Origin of the sequence: Nocardia sp. NPDC046763, assembly GCF_040645495.1 — a bacterium.
In the GTDB taxonomy this organism is placed as follows: domain Bacteria; phylum Actinomycetota; class Actinomycetes; order Mycobacteriales; family Mycobacteriaceae; genus Nocardia.
In genome coordinates, this window is the sequence record NZ_JBEYYI010000010.1 from 67,691 (window position 1) to 93,012 (window position 25,322).

A 25,322-nucleotide genomic window follows, 5' to 3' on the forward strand; every position below is an offset into this window, starting at 1 on the left:
GCGGCCGGGCCCGGTGCATACCGCGGCCGGGCTACCTCCCGGCCCGGATGATCGCCTCGATATTGCGTTCCGCCACAGCGGTGATGGTGAGCGAGGGGTTCACCGTCGCGGTGCTGCCCGGAATGCCGGCGCCGTCCATGACGTACAGGCCCGGATGCCCGATGACGCGGCCGTAGGCGTCGGTGGCCTGCCCCAGCACCGCCCCGCCCAACGGGTGCGCGGTGAAAAAGCCCTGCGCGTCATAGCCGATCGGCGTGTAGTTCACCAGCGAGTGGTCGGCCTGCGCCACCCGTTGATCGACCGCTCGGCAGGCTGCGACCACCTGATCCTGGGCCGCTCTGGGCCAGCTCAGCCCCACCGCGTTGCGGCCGGCGTCGTAGCCGAACCGGGCCCGGGTCGGATCCAGGGTGATGCCGAGCGAGGCGATGGCGCCGGTGTCCACCGGAATGCCCGGCACGTACCAGCTTTCGAGGTGCAGCGGCATGCCCGAGTCGTCGAAGATGCGGCTGGCACTGGGCACGCCACCGCCGGTCATGGACAGCGAGCTGATGCTGCGGGCCAGCACCACATCGCCATTGGTGCCCCAGCCGTCGCCCACATGCTCGTTGAGGTTGGGCAGGGCGCCGGTGGCCTGGGCGCGCACCAACAGTTCGGAGGTGCCCACCGACCCCGCGCCGAGGAACAGGCGGTCGCAGGTGAGGGTGCGGGTGCCGAGCATCTGACCGGTCGGGGCCAGCTTGGTCACCGTGACCACGTACCTGCCGCTGCCGTCCTGGCCGATGGTGTCCACCCGATGGCCCGGGTAGATGGCCGAGCGGCCGGTGCCCTCGGCGTAGCGCAGGTAGTTCTGGTTCAGATCGAACTTGGCGCCATTGGAATTGCCGAGATTGCTGCGCGACGCGGTGGCCGAGGCCCGGCTGGTGCCCGCCAGCTCGGCGCGGATGACATCCCAGTTGAAGATCGAATCATTGGCCTCCGGTTCGTAACCCACGGCCCGCACCTGCTGATCCCATACCCGCGAATGGGTGAAGGGCGTGGAGGCGTACACGTCCGGCGGCATGGTGGACAGTCGCAGCATCTGGCGGACCCGCGGGTAGTAGACCGAATCGAGTTCGTCGTAGTTCACCACGCCCCCGAAGACCTGGTCGAACAGGTTCCGCGGCGGCGCGACCATGGCGCCGCTGAACACGATGGACCCGCCGCCCACCGCGGCGGCGCGCCACACGTCGATGCCCGGGTACTCCGTGACGTCCAGCACGCCACCGAAATCCGAGCACGGCATGGGCACCTTGGTGATGCCGGTGAAGCTGGTGCGATGCCAGAAGCCGCGCCCGTCGGGCAGGTCGTCGCCGGTGAAGATCTCTCGCCAGGGGTCGTTGGGCCAGCGCGAGCCGCGCTCGAGCACGGTGTTCTGCACGCCCGCCTCGGCCAGCCGCAGCGCGGTCACCGCAGCCCCGAAGCCGGAGCCGATGACGATGGCCTCGCTGTGCTCCGGCGGATCCGGTAGCGGCGCAAAGATTTCCGGTACCCACGCCTGGAACAGCGCGTTCCACAACGGATTGGCCGAAGCCGGGCCAGCACCGCGACCGGCGGTACCCGTCCCGACGCCTGCCAGCAGAGCCGCAAAAGCGGCAGCCTTCAACACGGCGCGCCTACGCAAGCGGCCACCTCCCTCGATCACGCATGGCCGCGCGCGAGATTACCGGCCGGTCGGCGACGCCTCAACCGGTTGCCGTGAGATCGCTACCGAGATATGCTGGCCCGCTGGGTGTTTCCACACTTCACCGGTATCGCGGGACCGGGCGGAGGCAGGCGCTGTCAGGCCCGGAGGCGTTCGCGGCGGAGCTGGTCGACCTCCGGGAGATCCAGGGACGGAAGCGAATCCACGCCCAGGGCGCGGATCAGCAGATAGTCGGCGAGCTCCGGGTTACGGGCGAGGGCCGGGCCGTGCATATAGGTGCCGAGCACCGAACCCTGGATGACGCCCTCGAGGCCGTCGCCCACCCCGTTGCCGACGCCCTTGGTGACGCGCCCCAGCGGTTTGGCGTCGCCACCGAGTTTGGTTCCGCCGCGGTGGTTCTCGAAGCCCGTGAGGGGCTGTGAGAGGCCCGGAACGAGGGGCTGGGTCGCCACCTCGCCGATGGCGCGCTTCTCCTGCGGGGAGGTGGTGACGTCGAAAAGGCCGACGCCGTCCACACGTTCCCCGGAGGAGGTCTCGTACCAGTGGCCGAGCACCTGGATGGCGGCGCAGATGGCCAGCACCGGAGCGCCGCGTTCGGCGGCCTCCTGCAGGCCCGGGTGGCGCTGCAGGTGGCGGGTGGCCAGGCGCTGGGCCGAGTCCTCCGCGCCGCCGAGGGTGTAGACGTCCAGCGAGTTGGGAACCGGCTCGGTGAGCGGGATTTCGATGATCTCGGCGTCGTAGCCGCGCATGCGCAGGCGCTGGCGCAGCACCACGGCATTGCCGCCGTCGCCGTAGGTGCCCATGACGTCGGGCAGGACCAGGCCGATACGGACGGTCGATTCACTCATGCTGTTTCCTTTCGCGCGTGAGTGCGGCCCTTCGTGGTTACGCTGCGCAACCGCTGGGAGGTGGAGCGACGCCTCCGGGCCTGCCCACTCACGCGCCGGTCCCCGTCTCCAGGTCGCGGTTCAGGTCGCGGAACGCGGTGTAGTTGGCCAGCACCTCGACCCGTCCCGGCGGGCAGGAGGCGATGGCGTCCAGGGGGTCCGCGACAGTGATGTGCTCGACGCCGGCATAGGTGAGCCGGACCGCGAGATCGGTGGCGCGCTCGCCGGCGGCCACCACCTGTGTGCCCTCGAAATGCTCGAAGCGGACATCCCACAGCCAGGACAGGTCCTCGCCGTCGGGCACCTGACCATTGACCGCGATCACCAGACCCGTTGCGGCCGGATCGATCATGGACAGCGCCTCCTGCCAGCCGGCCGGATTCTTGGCCAGCAGCATGCGGGTGCGGCGGCCGTCCACCTCGACGGTGCGATAGCGGCCCGCGATCTCGCGCACGGTGCCCGCGGCGGCCGCGGCCGCGGCCGGATCCGCGCCCAGCGCCACGGCGGCGGCCACCGCCTGCGCGGCGTTGCCGCGATTGGCGCGCCCCGGAAGGGCAAGGGCGAGCGGGATTTCCAGGCCGTCCGGCCCGGAAAGCGTGTGCTCGCCGACCCGCCACTGCGGCACGGGCCGCTGGAAGTCGGCGCCGGTGCTGTACCAGTGCTCGCCCTCCCACACGATGGGTTCACCGCTGCGCGGGCAGCTGGTGGCGTCCACCGACCAGCCGCTGCCGGCCGACACCCACACCACATTCGGGTGGTCGTAGGCGATGGAGGTGACCAGCACGTCGTCGCAGTTGGCGATGAGCACGGCCGCGGGATGCCGCGCCATGCCCTCGCGCAGGCGGCGCTCGATCATATTGATCTCTCCGACCCGGTCCAGCTGGTCCCGGGAGAGGTTCAGCAGCACCACCACCGACGGGTTCAGCGCGTCGGCGACATGTGGCAGATGCAGTTCGTCCACCTCGATGGCGGCCAGCGGCGCGCTGCGGTGCGCGGTGAGCGCGGCCACGATCCCGGCGTCCATGTTCGCGCCGTCGGCCTGGGTGGCGACACTGCCGAGTCCTCGGCGATCCGCACCGCCGAGGGTCTGCAGCGCCGCGGCGGTCATGCGGGTGGTGGTGGACTTGCCATTGGTGCCGGTCACCAGCACGGTGCGCTTGCCGCGACCCAGCTGCGTCATGAGGGAGGGATCGATCTTCAGCGCGATCAGCCCGCCGATCATCGAGCCGTTGCCGCGCCCGGCCCGCCGTGAGGCCCACGACGCCGCCGTCGCCGCCCGCAGCGCCAGCTGTCCGCGCATCGAGATGTCTGCCACGACGCGAGTTTATGGGGATGGCGGGCGGGACGTGCAGGCGGCATCGGGGCCCACGGCGTGATACGCGCCGCAATCAGCCGTTGTAGAGCATCTTTCGATAGGCCTCGCCCGTGTAGTACGCCTCGAGCTGCTCGAAGGTATCGGGGGTGGCCGGCTGCACATCCTTCACCAGGCGCGCGACGCTGGGCATGGTGTCCTCGGGCCACTCTTCCGGCTTCCACAGCGCGCTGCGCATGAACGCCTTGGAGCAGTGGAAGAAGATCTGCTCGATGGCGACCTCGATGGCCAGGATCGGGCGATGACCCTTGACCACCATATCGTCGAAATACGGTGCGTCACGGACCAATCGGGCGCGGCCGTTGATGCGCAGGGTGTCGCCGCGGCCCGGAATCAGGAACAGCACGCCGACATGCGGATTGCTCAGGATATTGAGGTAGCCGTCCGCGCGGCGATTGCCGGGCCGCTCGGGAATGGCGATGGTCTTGTCGTCCAGTACCTGCACGAACCCCGCCGGATCACCCTTCGGCGAGGCGTCGCAGTTGCCGTCGGCGTCGCTGGTGGCCAGCACCACGAACGGTGAGCGGGCGATCCATTCCCGATCCCAGTGATGCAGGGAGTACCGGTCCTTGTTCCGCGGCCGCGGCGCGACCTCCCCCAGCAGTTCACGCAGTTCGACCGGGTCCGTGATCTCGCTCATACTCCCGATTCAACGCGGGGCGCGGGTCTCACACCAGCCTTTTTCACCGGTGTGAGGAAGCACCCTAGGTGTCGAACATGTTCGGCTGTCCCGCCGCGTACCGCTGGATGTCCAGCTGCCGGAACGGCTCCAGCACCTCCGCGCGGTAGAGCGTGAACAGCTTGCAGCGCGGGGCATCCGAACCCGCCACCTCCAGCAGTTTGTTCACCGCGCCGCGGGCCGCCTCGCACGCGCCCTCCATGGTGGCCAGGTCCACATTGGTGCGCACGTAATCGCCTGCCAGGTACAGGTTCTGGAGCGAGTCGGAATGCGATTCCGGGCGCAGCGCCCACGAGCCCGCCGTATTGATCAGCAGCGGATCGGCATTGGCGTTGCGCTGCTGCGCGGCGTCCCACGCGATGCCGGTGTCGAGGAACCAGGAGTGCAGATCCTCGTCGCGCAGCAGGTCGGCGCGATCGTCGAGGTGCGCCTTCAGTTGCGCCCACACCTCGCGCGCTATCTCGTCATGGGTGCACTCCTTGGCCGTTTTGCCGTAGAGCATGCCGGGCGTGTTCCAGTCGGAGATGTCGACCGACAGGCAGTCCTGCACGGTGCCGTCGCCCATGCCGGTGACCGGGGTGCGGTTCCAGAACTGGCCCTGCGCAATGGAGGTCAGCGACCAGGGGGAGTCGACGTAGGCGGTGTGACCGCGCGCAATATCGGTGGGGCGGCGGAGGAAGAACTGGATGCCGGTCATCCAGTCCACCGTCAGCTGGCTCATGCCCGCCAATTCCGGTCGCAGCGACAGGATTTCGGGTGTCCACAGGGTGCGGGCCACCTCCACCGGCAGCGCGCTCACGAAATGGTCGGCGATGACCGTCTGGGCCGCTCCGGAGGAATCCACCACGCGCGCACCGGAAATGCGCGCGCCCTCCAGATCCAGACCCCGGACCTCGGCGTTGACGAAGGTGACGCCGAGATCCCGGAGCCGGTTGACCCAGGGATCGATCCATGCCTCGTTGGTGGCCCCGTTCAATAGTCGGTCGAGCGCGCCGTCATTGCCGACCTCGAGCGGATTGCCCAGGAACTGCTCGCCCATGGTGCCGATGGTGAGGGTGCTGGCCTTGTCTTCCCGCGCGGCCACCAGCAGCGTGGTGAGCGTGCGCGAGAGCAGCATGCGGAATTCGTTGGAGCGCCTGCCCGCGCCCACGAAATCTCGCCAGGCCATGTTGTCCCACTGCCCGTAGCGGCGGGCGTCGCAGCTGGTGTTGAAGACCAGCAGGCGACTCGCGAAATAGAGGGCATCGCTGGTGCCCATTTTCGTGGAGGTCGAAATGGCCGACCCGACGGTCTCGCGGAAGTCGTCCGGACTCGACCAGAGCTTGCCGAACTTGCCCATCGGAATGATGGTGTCGTCCGCGTCCTTGCGCGAGAACCGCGCCTCGGGGGCGGCGATCAGGTTGTCCCACACACTATTGGCGTTGCCCGCGAACGGAATTCGCCGCATGGTGTCGGGAATGTGGCGGTAGAAGCCGGGAAAGAACCGGAATCCGTGCTCACCCCACAGATCCGGCCGCCCGTCCTTGCCACTGCCCGGGACCGCGATGCTGCGCGCCTTGCCGCCCAGGGCCCGCCGCTCGTAGACGGTCACCTCGAAGCCGCGTTCGGCCAGTTCGTGTGCCGCGGTCAGACCCGCGACCCCACCGCCCAGCACCGCGACCCGCCGTCCGGTCTCGGCCCGGGCGGCGGTGGGGCGGGCGGCCCCCGCCGCCACCGTTCCCGCCATTGCCCCGGCTGCGACCGCTCCACGCAGCACTGATCGCCGCGTGACGGACAAACGCTGTCCTGCCATACCCGTTACCTCCCACGCCTGGCCCGCATCCTATGGAGCTGTCGCAGACAGATGGTCGGTTGGGGTAGAAAATTTCATCCCGAAGGCCCGGAAGATGAGCGAAACACAGCAAATCGGACTGCTCAGCTAGGCCTCGACAAGATTCGGGTCCAGTTCTGACCGGCGTGTCGGCTCGGCGGGTCGGATGGGGCCGGGCATGTCGAGCGCCGCCTCCGGCACCCGGGCCCGGCGGCCCGCCGAGGTGGCCGTGAAGGCGCCGGCGATCACGACGATGGCCCCGAGCAGGGACAACGTGGATGGAGTCTCGTGCAGGAACGCCCACGAGGCGGCGATGCCCACCACCGGCACGGCCAGCGACAGCGGCGCCACCGTGCCCGCCGGATAGCGGCTCATCAGATAGGTCCACAACCCCGACCCCGCGATGGTCCCCAGCGCGACGATGTAGGCCAGGGCCGCGAAAGCGGGCCAACCGGTCGCCGAGAAGGAGTCGATCAGGTCGTTCCAGCCGGTGGCCGGGCCCTCGGTGAGCGCGGACAGCACGAACATGGGGATCGGCGGCACCACGGCCATCCACAGCGTCAGGTGCAGCGGGTTCACCTGCTCGGACGAGGCCGCGGCCAGCCGGGACCCGATATTGCCGAAGGCCCAGCTCAATCCGCCCAGCAGGGTCAGCACCAACGGCAGCAGCGCCGCGTGGTGCGAGCGGTCCCATCCGATCACCGTCATACCCGCCATTGCCACCGCAATTCCGGCCAGCTGAACGCCACGCAGCCGCTCCCGCAGGAACACCGCGCCCAGCAGCACCGTGAACGGCGCGGACGACTGCAGCACCAGCGAGGACAGCCCCGTCGGCATCCCCGCCCGCATGGCTGTGAACAGAAATGCGAACTGCAGAATCCCGAACCCGATCCCGTACAGCAGCAGCCACTTCCACGGCACCCTCGGCCGCGGCACGAACAGCAACACCGGAATCGCGATCACGGCGAACCGCAGCCCCGCGAAGAAGAACGGCGGGAAATGCTCCAGCCCCACGTGAATGGCCAGGAAGTTCAACCCCCACAGCACCACGACGGTGAGCCCGAGCAGTCGATCGCGATTGGTCATGCCGAAAATCTTGCTAACGCTAATAGATAAGAACAATCGAATAATTCTGCAACAACAATGTAGTACTACTTAACCATGCCCCAGCCCGACCCACCCCGCTCCGTCCCACCCCCACGCCGCGTACCCCGAGACACCCCAGCCGCCGCACGGGAAGCACCGGCAACCACAGACCACCCCGGCCCCGCCCCGATTCGGGCGCGGCGTGTCAAGCCGGGCCCTCCCGGCACAGCCCCGGTCCGAGCGGGCGGCCGAGGCGCGGGCGGAGCGGCGGAGGCCGGCCGTGCGCAGCTCGAGGGGTCCGGTGCGGCGCGGGCCGATGGGCCGCTCATGTCGCTCGAAAGGCTGCGGGTACTAAGAGAATTGGCCGATCGCGGGACGGTTGCCGCGGTAGCGGAGGCGTTGTCGATGACGCCGTCGGCGGTGTCGCAGCAGCTGAAGGTGCTGGCACGGGAGGCGGGGGTGGCGCTGCTGGAGCCGGATGGGCGGCGGGTGCGGCTGACCGATGCGGGGCGGGCGCTGGTGGTGCGAGCCGACGAGGTGCTCGCCGCCATGGAACGGGCGGTCAGCGAGATGGCGGAGTATCGCGGGTCACCGCGCGGGCGGGTGCGGGTGGCGTTGTTCCCGTCGGGGGCAGCGCTGCTGCTGCCGCATGTGCTGGCCGAGCTGGCGGACAGCGGGGTGGAGATGGTGGCGCGCGACGAGGATGTGCCGCCCAGTGAGGTGCCGCGCTTGCTGGCCGATTACGACGTGGTGCTGACCCATCGCGACGAGCGGGCGCCCTCGCTCAGCGGGCCGCGGGTGTCCTCGCGGGTGCTCATGCGCGAGCCGATCGACGTGGTGGTCGCGCCCGATCACCGGCTGGCCAGGCAGGGCGCGGTGGTTCCGGCGGAGCTGGCCGACGAGACCTGGATCAGCGTCCGCACCGGCTTCCCGGTCGACGACGTGCTGCGCTCGATCGCGACCGTGACCGGCGTGCAGCCGCGAATCGCGCAGCGGCTCAACGAGTTCAGCGTCATCGAGGCGCTGGTGGCCACCGGCTACGGCGTCGCCCTCATGCCCCGCCATGCGGTCCGTCACCCCGACCTGGTCATGCTCCGGCTGGCCGGTGTCCGCGCCGCCCGCGTCTACGATCTGGCCACCCGCCCGCATGCCGACAAGCGTCCGGCCGTCGCCATGGTCATCGCCGCGTTCAAGGCCGCCGCCCGCCGCGCCACCGGGACCGAATAGCCCGGCCGCGCCGCGCGACCGGGAATCAGCGGTTGACTTGGAGCGCACTCCAAGTTCTACCTTTGCGGCATGAGCATTCGACTCGGGTATCAGATGCCGAACTTCAGCTACGGGGTCGCGCCGCGGGACCTGTTCCCGGCGGTGGTGGCGCAGGCGCGGGAGGCCGAGGCGGCCGGTTTCGACGCGGCCTTCGTCATGGACCACTTCTACCAGTTGCCGCTGCTCGGCGCGCCCGGGGAGCCCATGCTGGAGGCGTACAGCGCGTTGTCCGGCCTGGCCGCCTCGACCGAGCGAATCCAGTTGTCCGCCTTGGTGACCGGCAACACCTATCGCAATCCGGCGCTCACCGCCAAGACCGTCACCACCCTGGACGTGGTGAGCCGCGGCCGGGCCGTGCTGGGCATCGGCGCGGGCTGGTTCGAGCTCGAGCACCAGGCCTACGGCTTCGACTTCGGCACCTTCACCGAGCGGTTCGAGAAGCTGGAGGAGGCCCTCGAGATCATCACCCCGATGCTGCGCGGGCAGCACTCCACGTTCGACGGCAAGTGGTACCGCACGAACAACGCCATGAACGAGCCGCGCGTGCGCGACGACCTGCCCATCCTGCTCGGCGGCGGTGGCGAGAAGAAGACCTTCGGCCTGGCCGCCCGCTTCGCCGACCACCTCAACATCATCTGCAATGCCTCGGAGATCCCCCGCAAGCTCGAGGCCCTGCACGCGCGCCTGGACGAGGCAGGCCGCGACCCGAAGACCCTGGAGACCAGCTTCCTGGCGTTCGTCATCGTGGACGAGGACGGCGACCGCGCCCGCAAGACCCAGGCCGAGATGCTGGCCCGCATCGGCATCACCGATCTGGGCGCGCTGCCCAACGAGGCCCTGCGCAACACCCCGGCGGACCGCCAGTTCGTCGGCACCCCGGACCAGGTCGCCGAGCAGATCCAGTCCCGGGTGCTCGACCACGGCATCGACGGCATCATCGTGAACATGGTCACCAACGGCCATGAGGCCGGCGCGGTCGAACTCGCCGGGCGCGCCCTGGCTCCCCTGGTCCAGGGCTGACCCGCTCCCCTTCCCGAGGCCGACTCATAGGAATGCCCCGCAGTTCAGTTGAACCGCGGGGCATTTCGTGTTCGATACCGGATCAGCCCTGCGGCCGGAAGCCGTCGCCGTGCGGCGGATAGCCGCCGTCACCTTGTGGCGGGTAACCGCCGCCCTGCTGCGGCGCGAATCCGCCCTGCGGGGGCTGCGGCTGGAAGCCGCCCTGCGGGGGCTGCGGCTGGAAGCCGCCCTGCGGCGGGAACCCTTGCTGCACAGCCTGATAGCCGAAATCGTCGGCCACCATGGCGGCCAGTTCCAGCAGGGCCCGCCGCGTGGGCTTGCCGACCAGTTCGAGGTCGATCTCCGCGCCCTCGGCCAGATGGTCGTCGAACGGGACGACCTGCACCGCGCGGGTCCGGTCCAGGAACAGCTTGCGCAGCTGGTCCAGGTCCACCGTGGAGGAACCCTTGCGAGAGGCGTTGACCACCACCACGGTTCGCTCCACCAGCTTGTGATAGCCGTGGTGGTCGAGCCAGTCCAGGGTGGCCGAGGCACTGCGCGCGCCGTCGATGGCCGGGGACGTCACCAGCACCAGCGAGCTGGCCATATCCAGCACGCCGGACATGGCCGAGTGCATCAGGCCGGTGCCGCAGTCGGTGAGGATGATGTTGTAGAACTGCTGCAGGATGCCGATGGCCTTGCGGTAATCCGCCTCGGAGAACGCCTCCGACACGGCCGGATCCTGTTCACTGGCAAGCACTTCCAGTCGGCTCGGCGCCTGCGAGGTGTGGGCCCGCACATCCGAATACCGCGAGATGTGCCCGTCCTCCAACAGGTTTCGCACCGTGGAGCGGGTCTGCCGGGGCACACGGTGCGCCAGCGTCCCGAGGTCCGGGTTGGCATCGATGGCGATCACCCGGTCACCGCGCAGCGAGGCGAAGGTGGAGCCCAGACCGACCGTGGTGGTGGTCTTTCCGACGCCGCCCTTGAGCGACAGGATCGCGATCCGGTAGTCCCCGCGGACGGGCTGGTTCACCCGGTCCACCAGCTGCCGGTACACCACGTCCGCGGCCGACTCGCCCGGGTTGATGGCACCGCCGGACGCCTTGTGCACGGCCCGCCGCCACCCGCTGCGCGGCGCCCGCTTGGCCCGCTTCAACAGATTCAGATCATTGACCGAATGCCCCGGAGGCAGCGGCTGCTGCCCGAACTGCTGCCCGAAACCGCCCTGCTGCTGCGGAAAACCCTGCTGCGGCTGCGGATTCCAGCCCGGCTGGAAACCGACCTGGGGCTGCGGCTGGGATAGCTGGGTCTGCAGCGGCGGCGCGGCCGGGGGCGGCGACCAGCTGTAGATCGGCCCGCCCGGTTGATCATTGGACGGCGCGAACTGCCCCGGCTGTCCCGGACCACCGAAATGTCCCGGCTCCCCGGGCTTCTCACCGTCACCCGGCACGCCCGGCGGCTCGGGGAACACCCGGCGCACCATGCCGTCGCTGCCGATCTCCTGCCGGATCTCGCCGTAGGGCGTCTGCTCGCGCACCTCACCCAGCGGCGCACCCGGCGGCGGAAAACCGCCCGGCGCACCGGGATTCGGCGGCGGCGCGAACTGCCCGGCATCCGGCGGCGGGAACGCGCCGGCGGGCGGGAAGCCCGGCTGGCCGTACGGCCCGGGACCGCCCGGCGCGAACGGATTGTGGCCATCGCTCGCGAATGGGTTGTGGCCGTCCGGCCCGCCCGGCCCGTAGGGCCCCGGGAAGGGACCGTTGTGCGGCACGGCCCGGTCGATCGAATCCGGTACCGGCGGGAAGAATCCGGCCACCTGCTCCTCGGAATCGCTCGCCGCGCCGTTGTTCTCGGCCTGTCCGTCGGCCTGCACCTCGACCTGCTCGGCCTCGACATCGGCCAACTTGACGGCGTCGTCGGTATCCCCCTTGCCCTGCACAGGCTTAGAGGTCGAATTCTGATCTTTCGTGGTCACGTGTCCCCCATCTGCTCGACGGCTCGAACAGAGAGCTCGGCGCTAATGCGCCCCAACGCTAGCATTGTTGACCCGTCCGGACGCGGCGAGCCCGCCTCGACAACGTCGAGACGGGCTCTCCTACCTGCGATTTCGCTCAGGCCTTGCGGGCAGCGCGGTTGACTGCGGAGACGACCGCGCGCAGCGAGGCGGTGGTGATGGAGGTGGCGATGCCGACACCCCAGGTGACCTGATCGCCGATGGCGCATTCGACATAGGCGGCGGCCTGGGCGTCGTCGCCGGAGGACATGGCGTGCTCGCTGTAGTCCAGCACGCGCACGTCGTAGTCGATGGTGGCGAGCGCGTCGACGAAGGCGGCCAGTGGGCCGTTGCCCTCGCCGGAGATGGCGTGCTCGACGCCGTCCACCTTGACCACGGCCTCGATGTGATCGACGCCGCCGTCGGTCTCGGAGGCGGTGACCTTCTGGCGCATGCGTTCCAGCGGCAGGATCGGGGTCAGGTACTCCTCGGAGAAGACGTCCCACATCTCCTTCGGGGTGACCTCGCCGCCCTCGCCGTCGGTGATCTTCTGCACGGCCTGCGAGAACTCGATCTGCAGCCGGCGCGGCAGCACCAGCCCGTGATCGGTCTTCATGATGTAGGCCACGCCGCCCTTGCCGGACTGCGAGTTCACCCGGATCACGGCCTCGTAGGTGCGGCCGACGTCCTTCGGGTCGATGGGCAGGTACGGGACCTCCCACACGATGTCGTCCACGTCGGCGCCCTGCGCGTCGGCGGCGGCCTTCATGGCGTCCAGGCCCTTGTTGATGGCGTCCTGGTGCGAGCCGGAGAAGGCCGTGTAGACCAGGTCGCCGCCGTAGGGGTGGCGCTCGGCGACGGGAAGCTGGTTGCAGTACTCGACCGTGCGGCGGATCTCGTCGATGTTGGAGAAGTCGATCTGCGGGTCGATGCCGCGCGAGAACATGTTCATGCCCAGCGTCACCAGGCAGACATTGCCGGTGCGCTCGCCATTGCCGAACAGGCAGCCCTCGATGCGGTCGGCGCCGGCCTGGTAGCCCAGTTCGGCCGCGGCCACGGCGGTGCCGCGGTCGTTGTGCGGGTGCAGCGACAGCACGATGGAGTCGCGGCGGGCCAGGTTGCGGTGCATCCACTCGATGGAGTCGGCGTAGACGTTGGGCGTCGCCATCTCCACGGTCGCCGGCAGGTTGATGATCAGCGGCTTCTGCGGGGTCGGCGCGATGATCTCGGAGACCGCGTCGCACACCTCGCGGGCGTAGTCCAGCTCGGTGCCGGTGTAGGACTCCGGGCTGTACTCGTAGCGCCAGTTGGTGTCCGGGTAGCGCTTCTCGACCTCCAGGCACAGCTCGGCGGCGTCGGTGGCGATCTTCTTGACGGCGTCGCGGTCGGCGCGGAAGACGACGCGGCGCTGCAGGATCGAGGTCGAGTTGTAGAAGTGCACGATCACGTTGGCCGCGCCGGCGCAGGCCTCGAAGGTGCGCTCGATCAGCTCGGGCCGGGACTGGGTCAGCACCTGGATGGTGACGTCGGCCGGAATCGCGCCGTCCTCGACGATCTCGCGGACGAAGTCGAAGTCGGTCTGCGAGGCGGCCGGGAAGCCGACCTCGATTTCCTTGTAGCCCATGCGCACCAGCAGGTCGAACATGCGGCGCTTGCGGGCGGGGCTCATCGGGTCGATCAGCGCCTGGTTGCCGTCGCGCAGGTCCACGGCACACCAGCCGGGCGCGCGGTCGATGATCTTGTCCGGCCAGGTGCGGTCGGGCACGGTGACCGGCTCGACCTCCTCGGCGAAGGGCCGGTACCGGAAGACCGGCATGGAGGAGTTCTTCTGCGTGTTCCAGGCGGGCTGGTCGGCGGGCGCAGGCTTGGACGGCGCGGTGATGGACCGCGTACCGGATACGAAAGCGTCAGCGGCTGACATGGCGATTTATCTCCGAGGGTGTGGCTGGATCCCAGGTATGGGGTAGACCGGCACGGCAGATCCCCGCGACGGGAGCCGGTCCGAATCAGACCCCGTCGCGGCGGCCGAGGAGAAGTGCCCGCTGCATGATGATCGCGAGCTTACAGGGGCGCAACAGACGCCCGGAAGTCGGGGAGGCGGGGGCCACAGTGCGAGTGTGTCACTCATCGGCGGCGATCGGTGCCACATCGACCGACACGCTGATGATCGATTCCTTGGCGTCGGTATAGATGATGCCGCGCAGAGGCGGCACGTCGGCGTAGTCGCGACCCCAGGCGACGGTGACGTAGCGGTCGTCGGCGAACTGGCCGTTGGTGGGGTCGAAGCCGATCCAGTGCCCGGCGCCGCCCGGGAGCCAGACGGCGGCCCAGGCGTGGGTGGCGTCCGCGCCGACCATGCGTTCCTTGCCCGGGGGCGGGTCGGTGGACAGGTAGCCGGAGACATACCGGGCGGCCAGCCCCTGGGAGCGCAGGCAGGCGATGCCGAGACGGGCGAAGTCCTGGCAGACGCCGTGACGGGCGGCGAAGACGTCGGCGACGCTGGTGCTGACGGTGGTGGAGCCGGATTCGTAGGCGAAGTCGGTGTGGATGCGCGCGGTCAGTTCCCGCACCGCGTCCAGCAGCGGACGCCCGGGCGGGAAGGATTCGGCGGCGTAGGCGGCGACCTCGGGGATGATCTCGGGCGGGGTCAGGTCGAGGGTGAATTCCACGGCGAGCGGGCCGTTCTCGGCGGTCGGGCGGGCCTGCTCCCAGGCCGGCTGCGCGGCGGGCGCGGCGGGCGCGCCGACTTCGACGAGGGATTCGCCGGTCACCTCCAGGCGGCGATGTTCGGCGGTGACGTGGAAGTAGAGGGTGGTGTTGTCGTACACGTCAGTGCCCACCGATCGATCCGACGGGAGGGGATCGACGCGAATGTCGTGGGACAGCAACCGCTGTCCCGGAAACTCGCGCGGCGTCAGGTAGGCGCGGCCGTAGGAGCTGCTGACCACGTCCGAGTACAGGTAGACGGTGCGGTGCAGCACCCGATAGCGGCGCATCAGCCCACCACCCGGGCGGAGCCCCACAGCGGCTGGATCTCGCGCGGCACCGACAGCCGGCTCGCCTCGAAGGATTCGGAGAGTTTGCGCAGCCGCAGGTGGACGCCGTCGAGCAGCTCGGCCAGTTCGGTGCGGCGGCCGTCCGCGACGGTCTCCAGCTCGGCCGGGTCGACGCGGCGCAGCATGCGCTGGGCATCGGCCAGGAGTCGTTGCGGGCGTGAGGATCCGGAGGCCCCCGGCAGCGCCGGGAAGTCGTCCTCGAGGCGTTCCAGCTGGTAGGCCAGCGAGCGCGGATTGTGCCCGTCGAACAGCAGCAGTCCGGCGACGGCGGCGATGCGGACCGAATCACCGTGCCGGCGGCGGTAACTCACCGCGGACACGGTGGCCTGTAGGACCGCGTCGGTCACCACCCGGCCGACCTCCGGCCGGTAGGCGCCGGTGAGGGCGGAGGTCAGCAGGGCCGACAGCGCCAGCGCGCGCTCGATGCGGCGGCCGATGTCCATGACATGCCACCCCGTATCCCGCACGGTCGATTCCGCGTCGATGCCGGTCAGCGACAACAGTGCGGACAGGGCGCGGGAGTGCACGGCCGACAGCGCCGCGCCGCGATCGCCGCGGACAGCGCGATACTCCGACAGGGCGCGATCGATGGAACCGAGCACCATCCAGGTGTCGGGAGAGAGCTGATCACGCACGGCGCGTGCGGCTTTCGCGTAGCGCTCCACGGAGAACGCGAGCGAGCCGGGAACCCCGCGGTCGACGGTGAGGGAGACCAGGTAGTCGTGGTCGCGGCGGGACGCGCCGGGCAGCGCGATCGGGACGGTCGGCTCGTCGGAGTATTCGCGCCGCCGCGGCGGCTGGGATCCTGACCGGGTCTGTGCAGCGGTCTGCGCCTCGGACTGGCGGCGCCTGCGCCGACGCTCCGATGAATCCGATTGCACGGCCGTCGGTTTCGGCACGCCAGGCAGCTTCGGTTCGGCCGGGGTCGTGCCGGTCATGCGGGCGAGGGCGGCCATCAGGATGGGCATGGCCTCCGCGCCCTCCAGCCACGGCCGGTAGCGGTAGTCCTGGTGGCGTTCGTGGATGGCGCTGAGCAGGCGCACGGTGACCTCGGCGCGCTCGCCGTAGCGGCCCAGCCAGAACAGGTCGTTGAGCACACGCGGCGAGCTGACCACCTCCATCGAGGCGACCGCGACCACCCGGCGCTCACGCTCCTCGGGCACCTCGGCGGTCGCCGCGGGCACGGCCTTGACGGCGGCGGGCGCGGCGCGCACCCAGACGTCCTTGGCGGCGGCCTCCCCCACCGTGCCCTCGGGTCCGCCGCGCTGATGCAGCTGCCCCAATCCGCCCTGCATGATGCGGTATCCGACACGTCCGGCCAGGGAGAACAGGCGGACGGCGACGGGGGCGGCGGCGAGTCCGCCGGAGCCGTCGACCGCGGGGGCGACCGAGAAGCGGGCCGGTTCCTGGCCGATCCACTTCCAGCCCTCGGTCTCGATGCGGGCCCGCCACTGCGCACGCTGCACGGCGGTGAGGATGGGACCGAAGACCGTGGTGCCGTCCACGGTGGAGCGCAGGATCAGGCGGTGCAGGTTGGCCGCCAGGTGAGAGCGTTCGGAATCGTCTCCACCCCAATATGATTCGATGCCGGGCAGGGTGAGCTCCTCGTCCAGCAGCCGCCGTGACAGGCGCGGCAGGAACGCGGCCAGCGCCGGATTCTCCAGCAGCCCGCTGCCCAGGGTGTTGACCACCGTGACCGCGCCGCGACGCAGCACCTCCACCAGACCCACCACGCCCAGTCGCGAATCCGGCCGCAGGTCCAGGGGATCGGAGAACTCGGCGTCCACGCGGCGCAGCACCACGTCGACCCGTTCGAGCGTGCCCAGCGAGCGCATCCACAGCCGGCCGTCGCGTACCACCAGGTCGGCGCTCTCCACCAGCGGGAAGCCCAGCACGGAGGCCAGATACGCCTGATCGAAGGCGGTTTCGGAGTGCACACCCGGGCTCAGCACCACGACCACCGGGTCCTCGTCGGCGCCGCGCGGCGCGGCCTCGATGAGCATGAGCCGCATGGCCCGCACGAACGGGGTGAGCGGACGCGGGCTGGCCAGCTCGAACGCCTCGGGAATGGCGGCGGACACCACGCGGCGGTCGGCCAGCGCATAGCCTGCGCCGGAAGGAGCCTGCGCCCAATCGGCGAGCACCCGGAAGCCGCCGTCGCTCCAGCGGCTGACATCGCAGGCGTGCAGGAACAACTGATGCCGGCCAGGCAGTGAAATACCGTGTGCGGCACGGACATAGCCGCGATGCGCGAAGACCACCTGCGGCGGCAGCAGGCCCTCGGTAAGGGTGCGGCGCGGGCCGTACACGTCGGCGAGCACCGCGTCGAGCAGCCGGGAGCGTTGCACCACACCGGATTCCAGCGCCGCCCACTCGGTGTCGGAGAGCAGCAGCGGAATCGGGTCCAGCCGCCACGGCGAGGGCGTGGTGGGCTCCTCGGAGCTGGTCAGTTCGGTGTAGGTGATGCCGTCGTCCTCGATCAGCCGCCGGACCCGGCCGTCGATGCGGTGCAGTCCGGCCCGGCCCTGGTCCAGAAAGTCGGCGGACAGGTCGGCCCACAGGCTGCGCAGGCGGCCGTCGTGATCGACCAGTTCGTCGTAGAAGCCGCCGGTGGCCAGGCCACAGGCGTCGCGGGTGCCGGTATCGGCCGCGGCGGCACGGTAATTCGCGAACTCCTCGCTGGGTGGCACTGCGTCGAGCACTGTCACCGCTACCACTTCCCCGGGTATGCCTATCGATCGCCGACGACGCCCCACACGGTCCGCGCCCGGCGCAGATCGAGTATTCCGGGCGCGCCGACATCTGTTGCCTGTATGGCCATTTTGGCACGCAAATCCGCGATATCGACCGGGCCCGGGGTGTGCCCGGAGGATTCGAATCGCCGATTGCGCCGGGATTGCGCCACCACCGAATTCACCGGCGGCCCGGCATAGAACATACCGCCTGGATGGCTCACGTGATACGTGCAGCCGCCGCGGGACAGGCCGGTCTGCAGTTCGACCACGTCGAAGACCAGCGGTGCGTCCACCGTGATCGTCGGATGCAGCGACTCCGGCGGCTGCCACGCCCGATACCGCACGCCCGCCACCTGCACGTCCGCCCGCCCGGCTGGGATGAGGGGCAGCGGGAAACCGTTGCAGGTCACCGCATACCGGTCCCGGTCCGCCCCGGTCACCCGGACCTGCAGGCGCTCGACCGAGGAGTCCACGTATCGCGCGGTCCCAGACGCGGTGGTCTGTTCCCCGAGGGTGTTCCACGGCTCGATCGCCGCGCGCAGTTCCACTTCCATATCCCCGAGTACCACCGTGCCGAACCGGGGAAAACGGAACTCCGAGAACGGATCCAGCCAGCTGGTGTCGAATTCGATGCCGTGCGCGCGCAGATCGGCCGCCACCTCGGCGATATCGGCCTGCAGGAAATGCGGCAGCAGGTAGCGCCCGTGCAGGTTGGCGCCGTGCCGGAGCAACGGCGCGGTGTAGGGGTGCTCCCAGAACCGCAGCACCAGCGCCCGCACCAGCAGCGACTGCACCATGGCCATGCGGAAGTGCGGCGGCATCTCGAAGCCGCGCAACTCCACCAGTCCGAGGCGGCCGCGCGCCGAATCCGGGCTGTAGAGCTTGTCGATGCAGAATTCGGCGCGGTGGGTATTGCCGGTGAGGTCGGTGAGCAGGTGGCGTAGCGCGCGATCGACCGCCCAGGGCGGCGCGGCCGGCTCGTCGGGATCGGCGGCCGCGGCGGCCCGGCTCAGGCGGGCGATCTCGGCGAAGGCGATCTCCAGTTCGTAGAGTGCGTCCTCGCGGCCCTCGTCGACGCGGGGCGCCTGCGAGGTCGGTCCGATGAACCGGCCCGAGAACAGATAGGACAGCGCCGGATGCCGCTGCCAGTAGGTGAGCAGGGACACCAGCAGGTCCGGGCGGCGCAGCAGGGGTGAGCGCGCCGGGGTGCGGCCGCCGAGCGTGATGTGGTTGCCGCCGCCGGTGCCGCGGTCGGTGCCGTCCACATCGAAGGATTCGGTGCTCAGCCGGGCCAGCCGGGCCTGTTCGTAGAGCGTCTCCAGCAGCCGCGACTGCTCGGTGAAACCGGTGGTGGGCTGGACGTTCACCTCGATCACGCCCGGGTCGGGAGCCAGGGACAGGGTATGCAGCCGGCCGTCCACCGGTGCCGGATAACCCTCCAGCACGACCGGCTGCCCGACCGCGACGACGGCTTCCTCGACCCGGCGCACCAGATCGCAGAACGCGCCGAATTCCTCGACGGGAGGCAGGAATACGAACAGCCGGCCGTCGCGGACCTCGGCGACCAGCGCGGTGATCGGCGCGCGCTCGGCGGACTCCACCACCGCGGGCGGCTCATCCGCGGCCAGCGGCGGGCGCGGCGCGAACGGGTCCGCCTCGGGTCGCGGCGGCGGCGCGTTCCAGGTGACGGACCGCAGTGGCAACCGCAGTCCGGCCGGGGAATCGCCCTCCGTCAGGACGATTCGACCGCGCCGCAGCTTCCAGTCGGCGCTCGCCCACCCGGCCTCGTCGTCCCGGCGATACAGCGACAGCACGTAGGCGGCAGGCTCGCCGACGGCGGCATCCAGCCGAGCCAGCAGCGCGCTGCGCGCCGACGGCGAATCCCCGCCGCTGTCCAGATCCTCGTCGGCACGGACCGGATCGCCCTGTGGCACAGCGGCCTTGGCGGCCATCCGGAGCAGCGAATCCTCGTAGGCGGGGCGCACCTGACTGTCCGGCAGCCCCAGGCCCCGTGCGATGTGGGCGATCACCGCCCGCGCGACCCGTGCGTCCGGGGGACACGACGGTTCCGTCCCGGTCACGGCCGGCTCCGGCGAGGGACTATCCGGATTCGACGCGACCACCCGACGCTCGGCGATACCGTTCGAACTCGAAACATCCGCTGTGCCAAGCATTTCGGTCACCGGGTCCGAGCCACGTGATCGACGTGCGCCGCCCGGCGCGGCCCGCCGCTGTTCGGGCGCACCGGATGTCCCCGCGGCGGCCTCACCCACATGGCCGGCCAGCGGGAGCCAGGGGTGGGCGAGCAGGTCGGGGTGCCGCCAGAGCGGTTCGTCGTCGTCACGCCACAGCATGGCGATTTCCCAGCGCGGCAGGGGTTCTCCCGGATACCACTTGCCCTGGCGGTACTGCACCAGGCCGGTCGGCGCGTAGATGCGGCGCAGGCGTTCGGCCAGGTCGGCGGCGCGTTCGCGCTTGCGCGGGCCGTCGGCCTCGGTGGTCCATTCCGGACCGGTCCGATCGTCGAGGGCGACGAAGGTGGGTTCACCGCCGATGGTCAGGCCGACCCCGGCGGCCTCGGTGCGGGCGTCCACCTCCGCGCCCGTGGCGCGGATGCGCTCCCACTGGGAATCGGTGTAGGGCAGGGTGACTCGCGGATCCTCGTGGATCCGGCGCACGGTGTTGGAGAAGTCGAGGCTGGCGGCGACCGGGTCGGTGGATCCGGTGATCGGCGCCGACGAGACCGGATGCGGGGTGGCGGCCAGCGGAATGTGGCCCTCCCCCGCGAACAGGCCCGAGGTGGGGTCCAGGCCCACCCAGCCCGCGCCGGGCAGGTACACCTCGGTCCAGGCGTGCAGGTCGGTGAAATCGGCGGGCGGCCCGGAGGGTCCGTCCAGAGACGGTACGTCCTGGGCCAATTGGATGAGGTACCCGGAGACGAAGCGGGCGGCCAGCCCGAATTCCCGCAGGATGGACACCAGCAGCCAGGCCGAATCCCGGCACGAGCCGAGGGCGGCGCGCAGCGTGTGATCCGGCGACTGCACGCCCGGCTCCATCCGGATGGTGTAGGCGACATCGTGGCGCAGCGCCTGATTCACCGCGATCAGGAAGTCGATGGTGCGCGGCCGGTCCGACGGCGTGTGGCGGCGCACCCAGTCCCGCACCGAAGCGCCCGGGCCGGAACCGGATTCGCCCTCGTCCACCGGCCGCAGATAGGGCTCGAGGTCCGTGGACAACTGCGGCGAGTAGCCGAACGGGAAATGCTCGGCGTGCTCCTCTACGAAGAAATCGAAGGGATTGATGGCGTCCATATCGGCGATCAGCCCGACCACGATGGACAGTTCCGGCGTGGGCTCGTGGAAGATCAAGCGCGCCAGGAAATTCCCGAACGCGTCCTGCTGCCAGTTCACCCAGTGGTTCCCCGGGGTCACCCGCATCGAGTACGCCTCGATGGCGGTGCGCGTATGCGGGGCGGGTCGCAGGCGGACCACATGCGGATGGACGCGCACGGGATGGTCGAAGGAATAGGTGGTGCGGTGTTCGAGGGAAACCTTGATCCCCATCTGTCCAGTTCACCACGCGAAGGCCGGGACACGCTGGAGTTTTTCCGACAGTTCGGGCGACACGCGGTGAGCTCCCGCAGATGTCGCACGCGGGTGATATCACCGTAACGACGCGTGAAGGAGGTTGCGGTGCATCCTGCGGATTGCTCACCGTGCGAATCGGCACTCGATCACTGCCACGGGACACTGATCGTGCACGCCACCGGATCGGTGGAATGCACCGAATCCGACTGCTTCGAGACCGATCGGTCACGGCATCTGTTCGTGGCCGACTGCTCCGATATGGCGGGCGGCTGCGGCTGTGCCGCCGCCGCGGCGGACACCGGGCGGCAGACCCGCGCCGGCTAGCCATTAGCCTGGCCGGGTGAGCTACGACCTCGTTCTGCTGCCCTCCGGAGCCGCCGTGTCCCCCGCCGAGGTGGACACGTACCTGACCGCGCAGGACGGCAGACCGGCCGGTGACGCCGTCGCCGAGATCGCGGCCGAGCTGGACGAGCGCAATGGCGAACTGCCCGAGGCGGACAGCTTCCTGGGCTCGCCCGCCGTCGACGGCGTGCTGGGCGACGCCCTGTTCGTGTCCACCCCCTACGACGCCATCGGGCATGTGCGCGGGCTGCTGTTCGAGCTGGGCACCCCGCACGACTATGCGCTGTGGGACCCGCAGCTGGCCTGGCTGGTGGATCCGGCCGAATCGGTCACGGCCGCCGTCACGCACGGCGGGGCGGGTGAATTCCCGTATCTGACACGGCAACTGGTGGAGCTGTGGATTCCGGAGCTGGGACAGCCCGGTCCGTATCTGATCGTGGAAACCGGAGATCAGATCTACATCCAGACCTATCGGCATCCGGACGGGCATTACGACCTGGAATACCGGGAAGGGTCCGCCGACAAGCATTTCGCCGCCACCGCGAACGACCCGCGAATTGTGGCCGATCTGATCTGGGGCTGGGCCACGGGAGATCGTTCGAGATTCGCCGCGCTGGATTGGCAACGTCTCACGTTCTGACCGTCGAATAACAGACAGATTTCAATTTCCACTTCCAACCCCCCGGAATGAAGGCTGCGCTCGCGCAGGAAAGCTAGCATTTCGCTAATTGCACGCGGTGTTTCCGAGCTTGTACGAATTACTCACCGAGGCGAGGAGCGAAAAATGAAGCTACGCCCGTCGAAGCTACGCCCGTCCTTGAAGACCGGGACCTTGCGTAAGGGTTTGGCAGTCGTGGCCGGTTTGGCGGCTACCTTCGCTATCGCCGTGGCATTGCACGCCAGCGGGGCCGGGGCCGATATCCCCAGGAACGTTCAGCACATCCCCTGCCCGCAGCCGGCGGCGCTCCCCGCGCCGCCGACCTGGACATAACCCAATCCCGGTAAACCACTTACAGGGCGCGACGCCCGGAAAGGGCGCGGCCCAGGGTCAATTCGTCGGCGAATTCCAGATCGCCGCCCATGGGCAGGCCCGAGGCCAAGCGCGTCACACTCAGTCCCGGGAAATCGCGCAGCATGCGGACCAGGTAGGTGGCCGTCGCCTCACCCTCGGTATTCGGGTCGGTGGCGATGATCACCTCGGTGACATCCACGCCATCGTCCTGATTTCCGATGCGGGTCAGCAATTCCCGGATGCGCAACTGGTCCGGGCCGATACCCGACAGCGGGTCGAGCGCACCGCCGAGCACGTGATAGCGCCCGCGGAATTCACGGGTGCGCTCGATGGCCTGCACATCCTTGGGCTCCTCGACCACGCAGATCATGGTGCGATCGCGCCGCGGATCGGCGCAGATGCGGCACAGTTCTCCGTCGGAGACGGTGCCGCAGACGGCGCAGAACCGCACGCCGTCCCGCACCTTCTGCAGGGCCGCCTGCAGCCGGTCGATCTCCGGCGGCTCCACCGAGAGGAGATGAAATGCGATGCGCTGCGCGCTCTTCGGGCCGACGCCGGGCAGCTTGCCCAACTCGTCGATGAGATCCTGAACCGGACCCTCGTACACCTACCCAGCCCCGATCAGAGTCCGGGCAGCGCGCCGCCGCCGAGACCGCCGGCCAGCGGGCCCAGCCGCTCGGCGGCCAGGTTCTGCGCGGTCTCCATGGCGTCGTTGAGCGCGCCGATGATCAGATCCTGCAGCGTGTCCACATCCTCGGGATCGACCACCTTCGGGTCGATGGTCAGCGCCAGCACCTCGCCGGTGGCGCGGATCCGGGCGCGCACCAGGCCACCGCCCGCCTCGCCCTCGACCTCCGACTCCGCGATCTCCTGCTGCGCGGCCATGACGGCCTGCTGCATCTGCTGGGCCTGGGCCATCAACTGCTGGAAATCGAAACCTTCACCGGGCTGCACGGCGCGTCCTTCCTGGGGGATGGTGATCGCCCCCAGCCTAGTCGGCGACGCGCTCCGCGCTGCTTGACTCTCCCCTCGCTGGAGGGTGTTCGCTTAGGGCATGACGGCAACGGTTCCGATCGGCGAGTTCTCCCGGCTCACCTACCTGACCATCAAGACGCTGCGGTACTACCACGAGATCGACCTGCTGGCCCCCGTCGCGATCGACCCGGGCTCCGGCTACCGGTTCTATTCGACCGAGCAGGTGGACCAGGCACACTTGATCAAGCGGCTGCGCGAGCTGAACATGCCGTTGCCGGAGATCAAGGCGGTGATGGCCGCCCCGGATCAGGCGGCTCGGGACGCGGCCATCCGAGCGCATCTCGAGCGCATGGAGGCCGAGCTGGTGCGCACCCGCGACGTGGTGGCCTCGCTCCGGGCGCTCCTGCTGCCGTCGACCGGGATCAACGTCGAATACCGTTCCGTCGCAAGCTATCCGGCGCTGGCCATGAGATCGGAAGTGGCGCGCGAGGAGTGCGATGCGTGGTGTGAGCACAGCTACGGAACCATGTATGCGCAACTGACCGCCGCGAACCTCGCACCCTCCGGACCGGGTGGCGCCACCTACGCGCCGGAGTTCTTCGAATACGACCGGGGCGAAGTCGTCACCTTCGTGCCCATCGACGAGCGGCACCGGGACCGCATCGACGCCGGGACCGTCCTCGACCTGCCCGCCCGCCGGTTCGCCATCGCCGTCCACGCGGGACCGTTCACCGAATTCGACCGCACCTATGGCGCGCTGGGCAGCCATGTGGCCGAACACGACACCGCGCTCGCCGAACCCGTGCGCGAGATCTACCTGGTCGGGCCCGGTGACGCCCGGCCCGCCGACTACCGCACCGAAGTCTGCTGGCCCATCGGCCGGCTCTGAAGAAGGAGGGAATCCATGGCACTGTCTCTAGGCAATGTCGTCTTCGACTGCCACGACGCCGCCGCGCTGGCGGGCTTCTACGCGCAACTGCTGGACCGCCCGGTCGACGAGGGCGCGAACGAGCATTTCGCGACCATCGACAACGCCGCCGCCACCCCGACGTTCATGTTCGTCCAGGTGCCGGACAAGAACCCGGGCAAGAACGTCGTGCACGTCGATCTGAGTGCAGGCAGCGCACTGACCGCCGAGGTGGAGCGCGCGGTTGCCCTCGGGGCCAAACATCTCGCGGACTTCGACGAATACGGCGTGAAGTGGGCGACGCTTGCGGACCCGGAGGGCAACCTCTTCGATATCGGCGGCGAGGGCTGACCCCCGCTCGCTAGGCGAGCTCGCGCTTCAGGTTCTCGAGCACCTCGGCCTGGATCTTCTTCAGGCCGAGCGGCGCGAAGATGCCCTCGAAGATGCCGCCGATGCCGCCCGCACCCTTCCAGGTGGTGCGCACGGTGACCAGCGAGCCGGTGCCCGAGGGGGTCACGGTCCAGGCGGTGACCATGGAGGAGTTCGAATCCCGTTCCGTCACCATGGAATCGGAGACCGAGATGGCCGCGCGCACATTGCGGGAGCGCTTCTCGGTGGCCTGCAGGGTCCACTCCGCGACGGTGCCGGCGCCCTGGCCGCCCTCGACCACCTTGTAGTCGCGGTAGTGCGCGGAGAGGATCTTGGGCCGCACTGTCTCGTAATCGGCGATCGCGTCGAGGGTGCGCTTCGGATCCGCCGCGACGACGATCGAACTGGAGGCGCTGACCTGTCCCACCATGTGCTCCTTAGTGATTGCGCGGGCCGACCGGCACTCTGCCCTGCTACCGCCGGTCATGCTACGCCGCATCGGGGTGCGCCGGTTCGCTGCGCCGCGTCGGGTCGGCTGCTGGCCGGCGCCGGCGACGACGGTT

General features: G+C 69.6%; 21 protein-coding genes. 7 read left to right on the forward strand and 14 right to left on the reverse strand.

All coding sequences use genetic code 11. The annotated features are described in order from the left end of the window. Positions 1 to 31 precede the first annotated feature (31 nt). The 6 genes from ABZ909_RS18100 to ABZ909_RS18125 all read right to left on the reverse strand — a co-directional run bounded on the left by ABZ909_RS18100 (position 32) and on the right by ABZ909_RS18125 (position 7,515). Positions 32 to 1,660 carry a GMC oxidoreductase gene (locus ABZ909_RS18100; RefSeq protein WP_357000693.1) on the reverse strand — a complete coding sequence of 543 codons (1,629 nt, stop codon included), beginning with the start codon at positions 1,658 to 1,660 and terminating at the stop codon, positions 32 to 34. A 158-nt stretch (positions 1,661 to 1,818) separates the two neighbouring features. Continuing rightward, positions 1,819 to 2,529 carry a glutamine amidotransferase gene (locus ABZ909_RS18105; RefSeq protein WP_357000695.1) on the reverse strand — a complete coding sequence of 237 codons (711 nt, stop codon included), beginning with the start codon at positions 2,527 to 2,529 and terminating at the stop codon, positions 1,819 to 1,821. An 88-nt stretch (positions 2,530 to 2,617) separates the two neighbouring features. Continuing rightward, positions 2,618 to 3,868, reverse strand: coding sequence for a MurT ligase domain-containing protein (locus tag ABZ909_RS18110; protein ID WP_357001202.1), 1,251 nt, complete (start codon positions 3,866 to 3,868; stop codon positions 2,618 to 2,620). Positions 3,869 to 3,956: 88 nt separating this feature from the next. Next, complete coding sequence (locus tag ABZ909_RS18115) at positions 3,957 to 4,580, reverse strand: pyridoxamine 5'-phosphate oxidase family protein (protein WP_357000697.1); 624 nt, start codon at positions 4,578 to 4,580, stop codon at positions 3,957 to 3,959. Positions 4,581 to 4,644: 64 nt separating this feature from the next. After that, positions 4,645 to 6,411 carry an FAD-dependent oxidoreductase gene (locus ABZ909_RS18120; RefSeq protein WP_357000700.1) on the reverse strand — a complete coding sequence of 589 codons (1,767 nt, stop codon included), beginning with the start codon at positions 6,409 to 6,411 and terminating at the stop codon, positions 4,645 to 4,647. 126 nt (positions 6,412 to 6,537) lie between these two features. Then, the gene (locus ABZ909_RS18125; protein WP_357000702.1) at positions 6,538 to 7,515 is read right to left on the reverse strand and encodes an EamA family transporter; all 978 of its coding nucleotides are present in this window, start codon (positions 7,513 to 7,515) and stop codon (positions 6,538 to 6,540) included. 327 nt (positions 7,516 to 7,842) lie between these two features. Here ABZ909_RS18125 and ABZ909_RS18130 point away from each other — a divergent pair, with 327 nt between their 5' ends. Continuing rightward, entirely contained in the window at positions 7,843 to 8,742 is a 900-nt protein-coding gene (locus ABZ909_RS18130) for a LysR family transcriptional regulator (RefSeq protein WP_357000705.1), read from the forward strand. Between the two features lie 69 nt (positions 8,743 to 8,811). Continuing rightward, positions 8,812 to 9,801: an LLM class F420-dependent oxidoreductase gene (locus ABZ909_RS18135; RefSeq protein ID WP_357000708.1), complete on the forward strand. Its 990-nt coding sequence runs from the start codon at positions 8,812 to 8,814 to the stop codon at positions 9,799 to 9,801. 82 nt (positions 9,802 to 9,883) lie between these two features. Here the strand turns inward: ABZ909_RS18135 and ABZ909_RS18140 are convergent, their stop codons facing one another. From ABZ909_RS18140 to ABZ909_RS18160, 5 genes are all read right to left on the reverse strand, one after another. Beyond that, positions 9,884 to 11,758 carry an AAA family ATPase gene (locus ABZ909_RS18140; protein WP_357000710.1) on the reverse strand — a complete coding sequence of 625 codons (1,875 nt, stop codon included), beginning with the start codon at positions 11,756 to 11,758 and terminating at the stop codon, positions 9,884 to 9,886. Positions 11,759 to 11,894: 136 nt separating this feature from the next. Continuing rightward, positions 11,895 to 13,697 (reverse strand): 2-isopropylmalate synthase, encoded by a 1,803-nt coding sequence (gene leuA / locus ABZ909_RS18145; protein ID WP_357000712.1) that lies wholly within the window; start codon positions 13,695 to 13,697, stop codon positions 11,895 to 11,897. 199 nt (positions 13,698 to 13,896) lie between these two features. Next, positions 13,897 to 14,772 (reverse strand): transglutaminase family protein, encoded by an 876-nt coding sequence (locus ABZ909_RS18150; protein ID WP_357000715.1) that lies wholly within the window; start codon positions 14,770 to 14,772, stop codon positions 13,897 to 13,899. Next, positions 14,772 to 17,540, reverse strand: a complete 2,769-nt coding sequence (locus ABZ909_RS18155; RefSeq protein WP_357000717.1) for a circularly permuted type 2 ATP-grasp protein — start codon at positions 17,538 to 17,540, stop codon at positions 14,772 to 14,774. Before ABZ909_RS18155 ends, ABZ909_RS18150 begins: the two co-directional genes overlap by 1 nt. Before the next feature lie 23 nt (positions 17,541 to 17,563). Beyond that, the gene (locus ABZ909_RS18160; RefSeq protein ID WP_357000720.1) at positions 17,564 to 21,130 is read right to left on the reverse strand and encodes a transglutaminase family protein; all 3,567 of its coding nucleotides are present in this window, start codon (positions 21,128 to 21,130) and stop codon (positions 17,564 to 17,566) included. 129 nt (positions 21,131 to 21,259) lie between these two features. Between ABZ909_RS18160 and ABZ909_RS18165 the strand changes: the two genes are divergently transcribed. From ABZ909_RS18165 to ABZ909_RS18175, 3 genes are all read left to right on the forward strand, one after another. Beyond that, on the forward strand, positions 21,260 to 21,478 hold the full coding sequence (locus ABZ909_RS18165) for a hypothetical protein (protein WP_357000723.1): 219 nt from the start codon (positions 21,260 to 21,262) through the stop codon (positions 21,476 to 21,478). 16 nt (positions 21,479 to 21,494) lie between these two features. Then, entirely contained in the window at positions 21,495 to 22,136 is a 642-nt protein-coding gene (locus ABZ909_RS18170; RefSeq protein ID WP_357000725.1) for a hypothetical protein, read from the forward strand. 144 nt (positions 22,137 to 22,280) lie between these two features. Continuing rightward, positions 22,281 to 22,487, forward strand: coding sequence for a hypothetical protein (locus ABZ909_RS18175; RefSeq protein WP_357000727.1), 207 nt, complete (start codon positions 22,281 to 22,283; stop codon positions 22,485 to 22,487). 19 nt (positions 22,488 to 22,506) lie between these two features. Here the strand turns inward: ABZ909_RS18175 and recR are convergent, their stop codons facing one another. Then, positions 22,507 to 23,115, reverse strand: coding sequence for a recombination mediator RecR (gene recR, locus ABZ909_RS18180; RefSeq protein WP_033090831.1), 609 nt, complete (start codon positions 23,113 to 23,115; stop codon positions 22,507 to 22,509). 14 nt (positions 23,116 to 23,129) lie between these two features. Next, the gene (locus tag ABZ909_RS18185) at positions 23,130 to 23,462 is read right to left on the reverse strand and encodes a YbaB/EbfC family nucleoid-associated protein (RefSeq protein WP_354838861.1); all 333 of its coding nucleotides are present in this window, start codon (positions 23,460 to 23,462) and stop codon (positions 23,130 to 23,132) included. A 100-nt stretch (positions 23,463 to 23,562) separates the two neighbouring features. Between ABZ909_RS18185 and ABZ909_RS18190 the strand changes: the two genes are divergently transcribed. Both ABZ909_RS18190 and ABZ909_RS18195 read left to right on the forward strand, forming a co-directional pair. After that, the gene (locus tag ABZ909_RS18190; protein WP_357000731.1) at positions 23,563 to 24,372 is read left to right on the forward strand and encodes a MerR family transcriptional regulator; all 810 of its coding nucleotides are present in this window, start codon (positions 23,563 to 23,565) and stop codon (positions 24,370 to 24,372) included. A gap of 15 nt (positions 24,373 to 24,387) precedes the next feature. Next, positions 24,388 to 24,741: a VOC family protein gene (locus ABZ909_RS18195; protein WP_357000734.1), complete on the forward strand. Its 354-nt coding sequence runs from the start codon at positions 24,388 to 24,390 to the stop codon at positions 24,739 to 24,741. Between the two features lie 10 nt (positions 24,742 to 24,751). On the opposite strand, the gene ABZ909_RS18200 is transcribed toward ABZ909_RS18195, so the two are convergent. Beyond that, entirely contained in the window at positions 24,752 to 25,186 is a 435-nt protein-coding gene (locus tag ABZ909_RS18200; protein WP_354838852.1) for an SRPBCC family protein, read from the reverse strand. Positions 25,187 to 25,322: the final 136 nt, after the last annotated feature.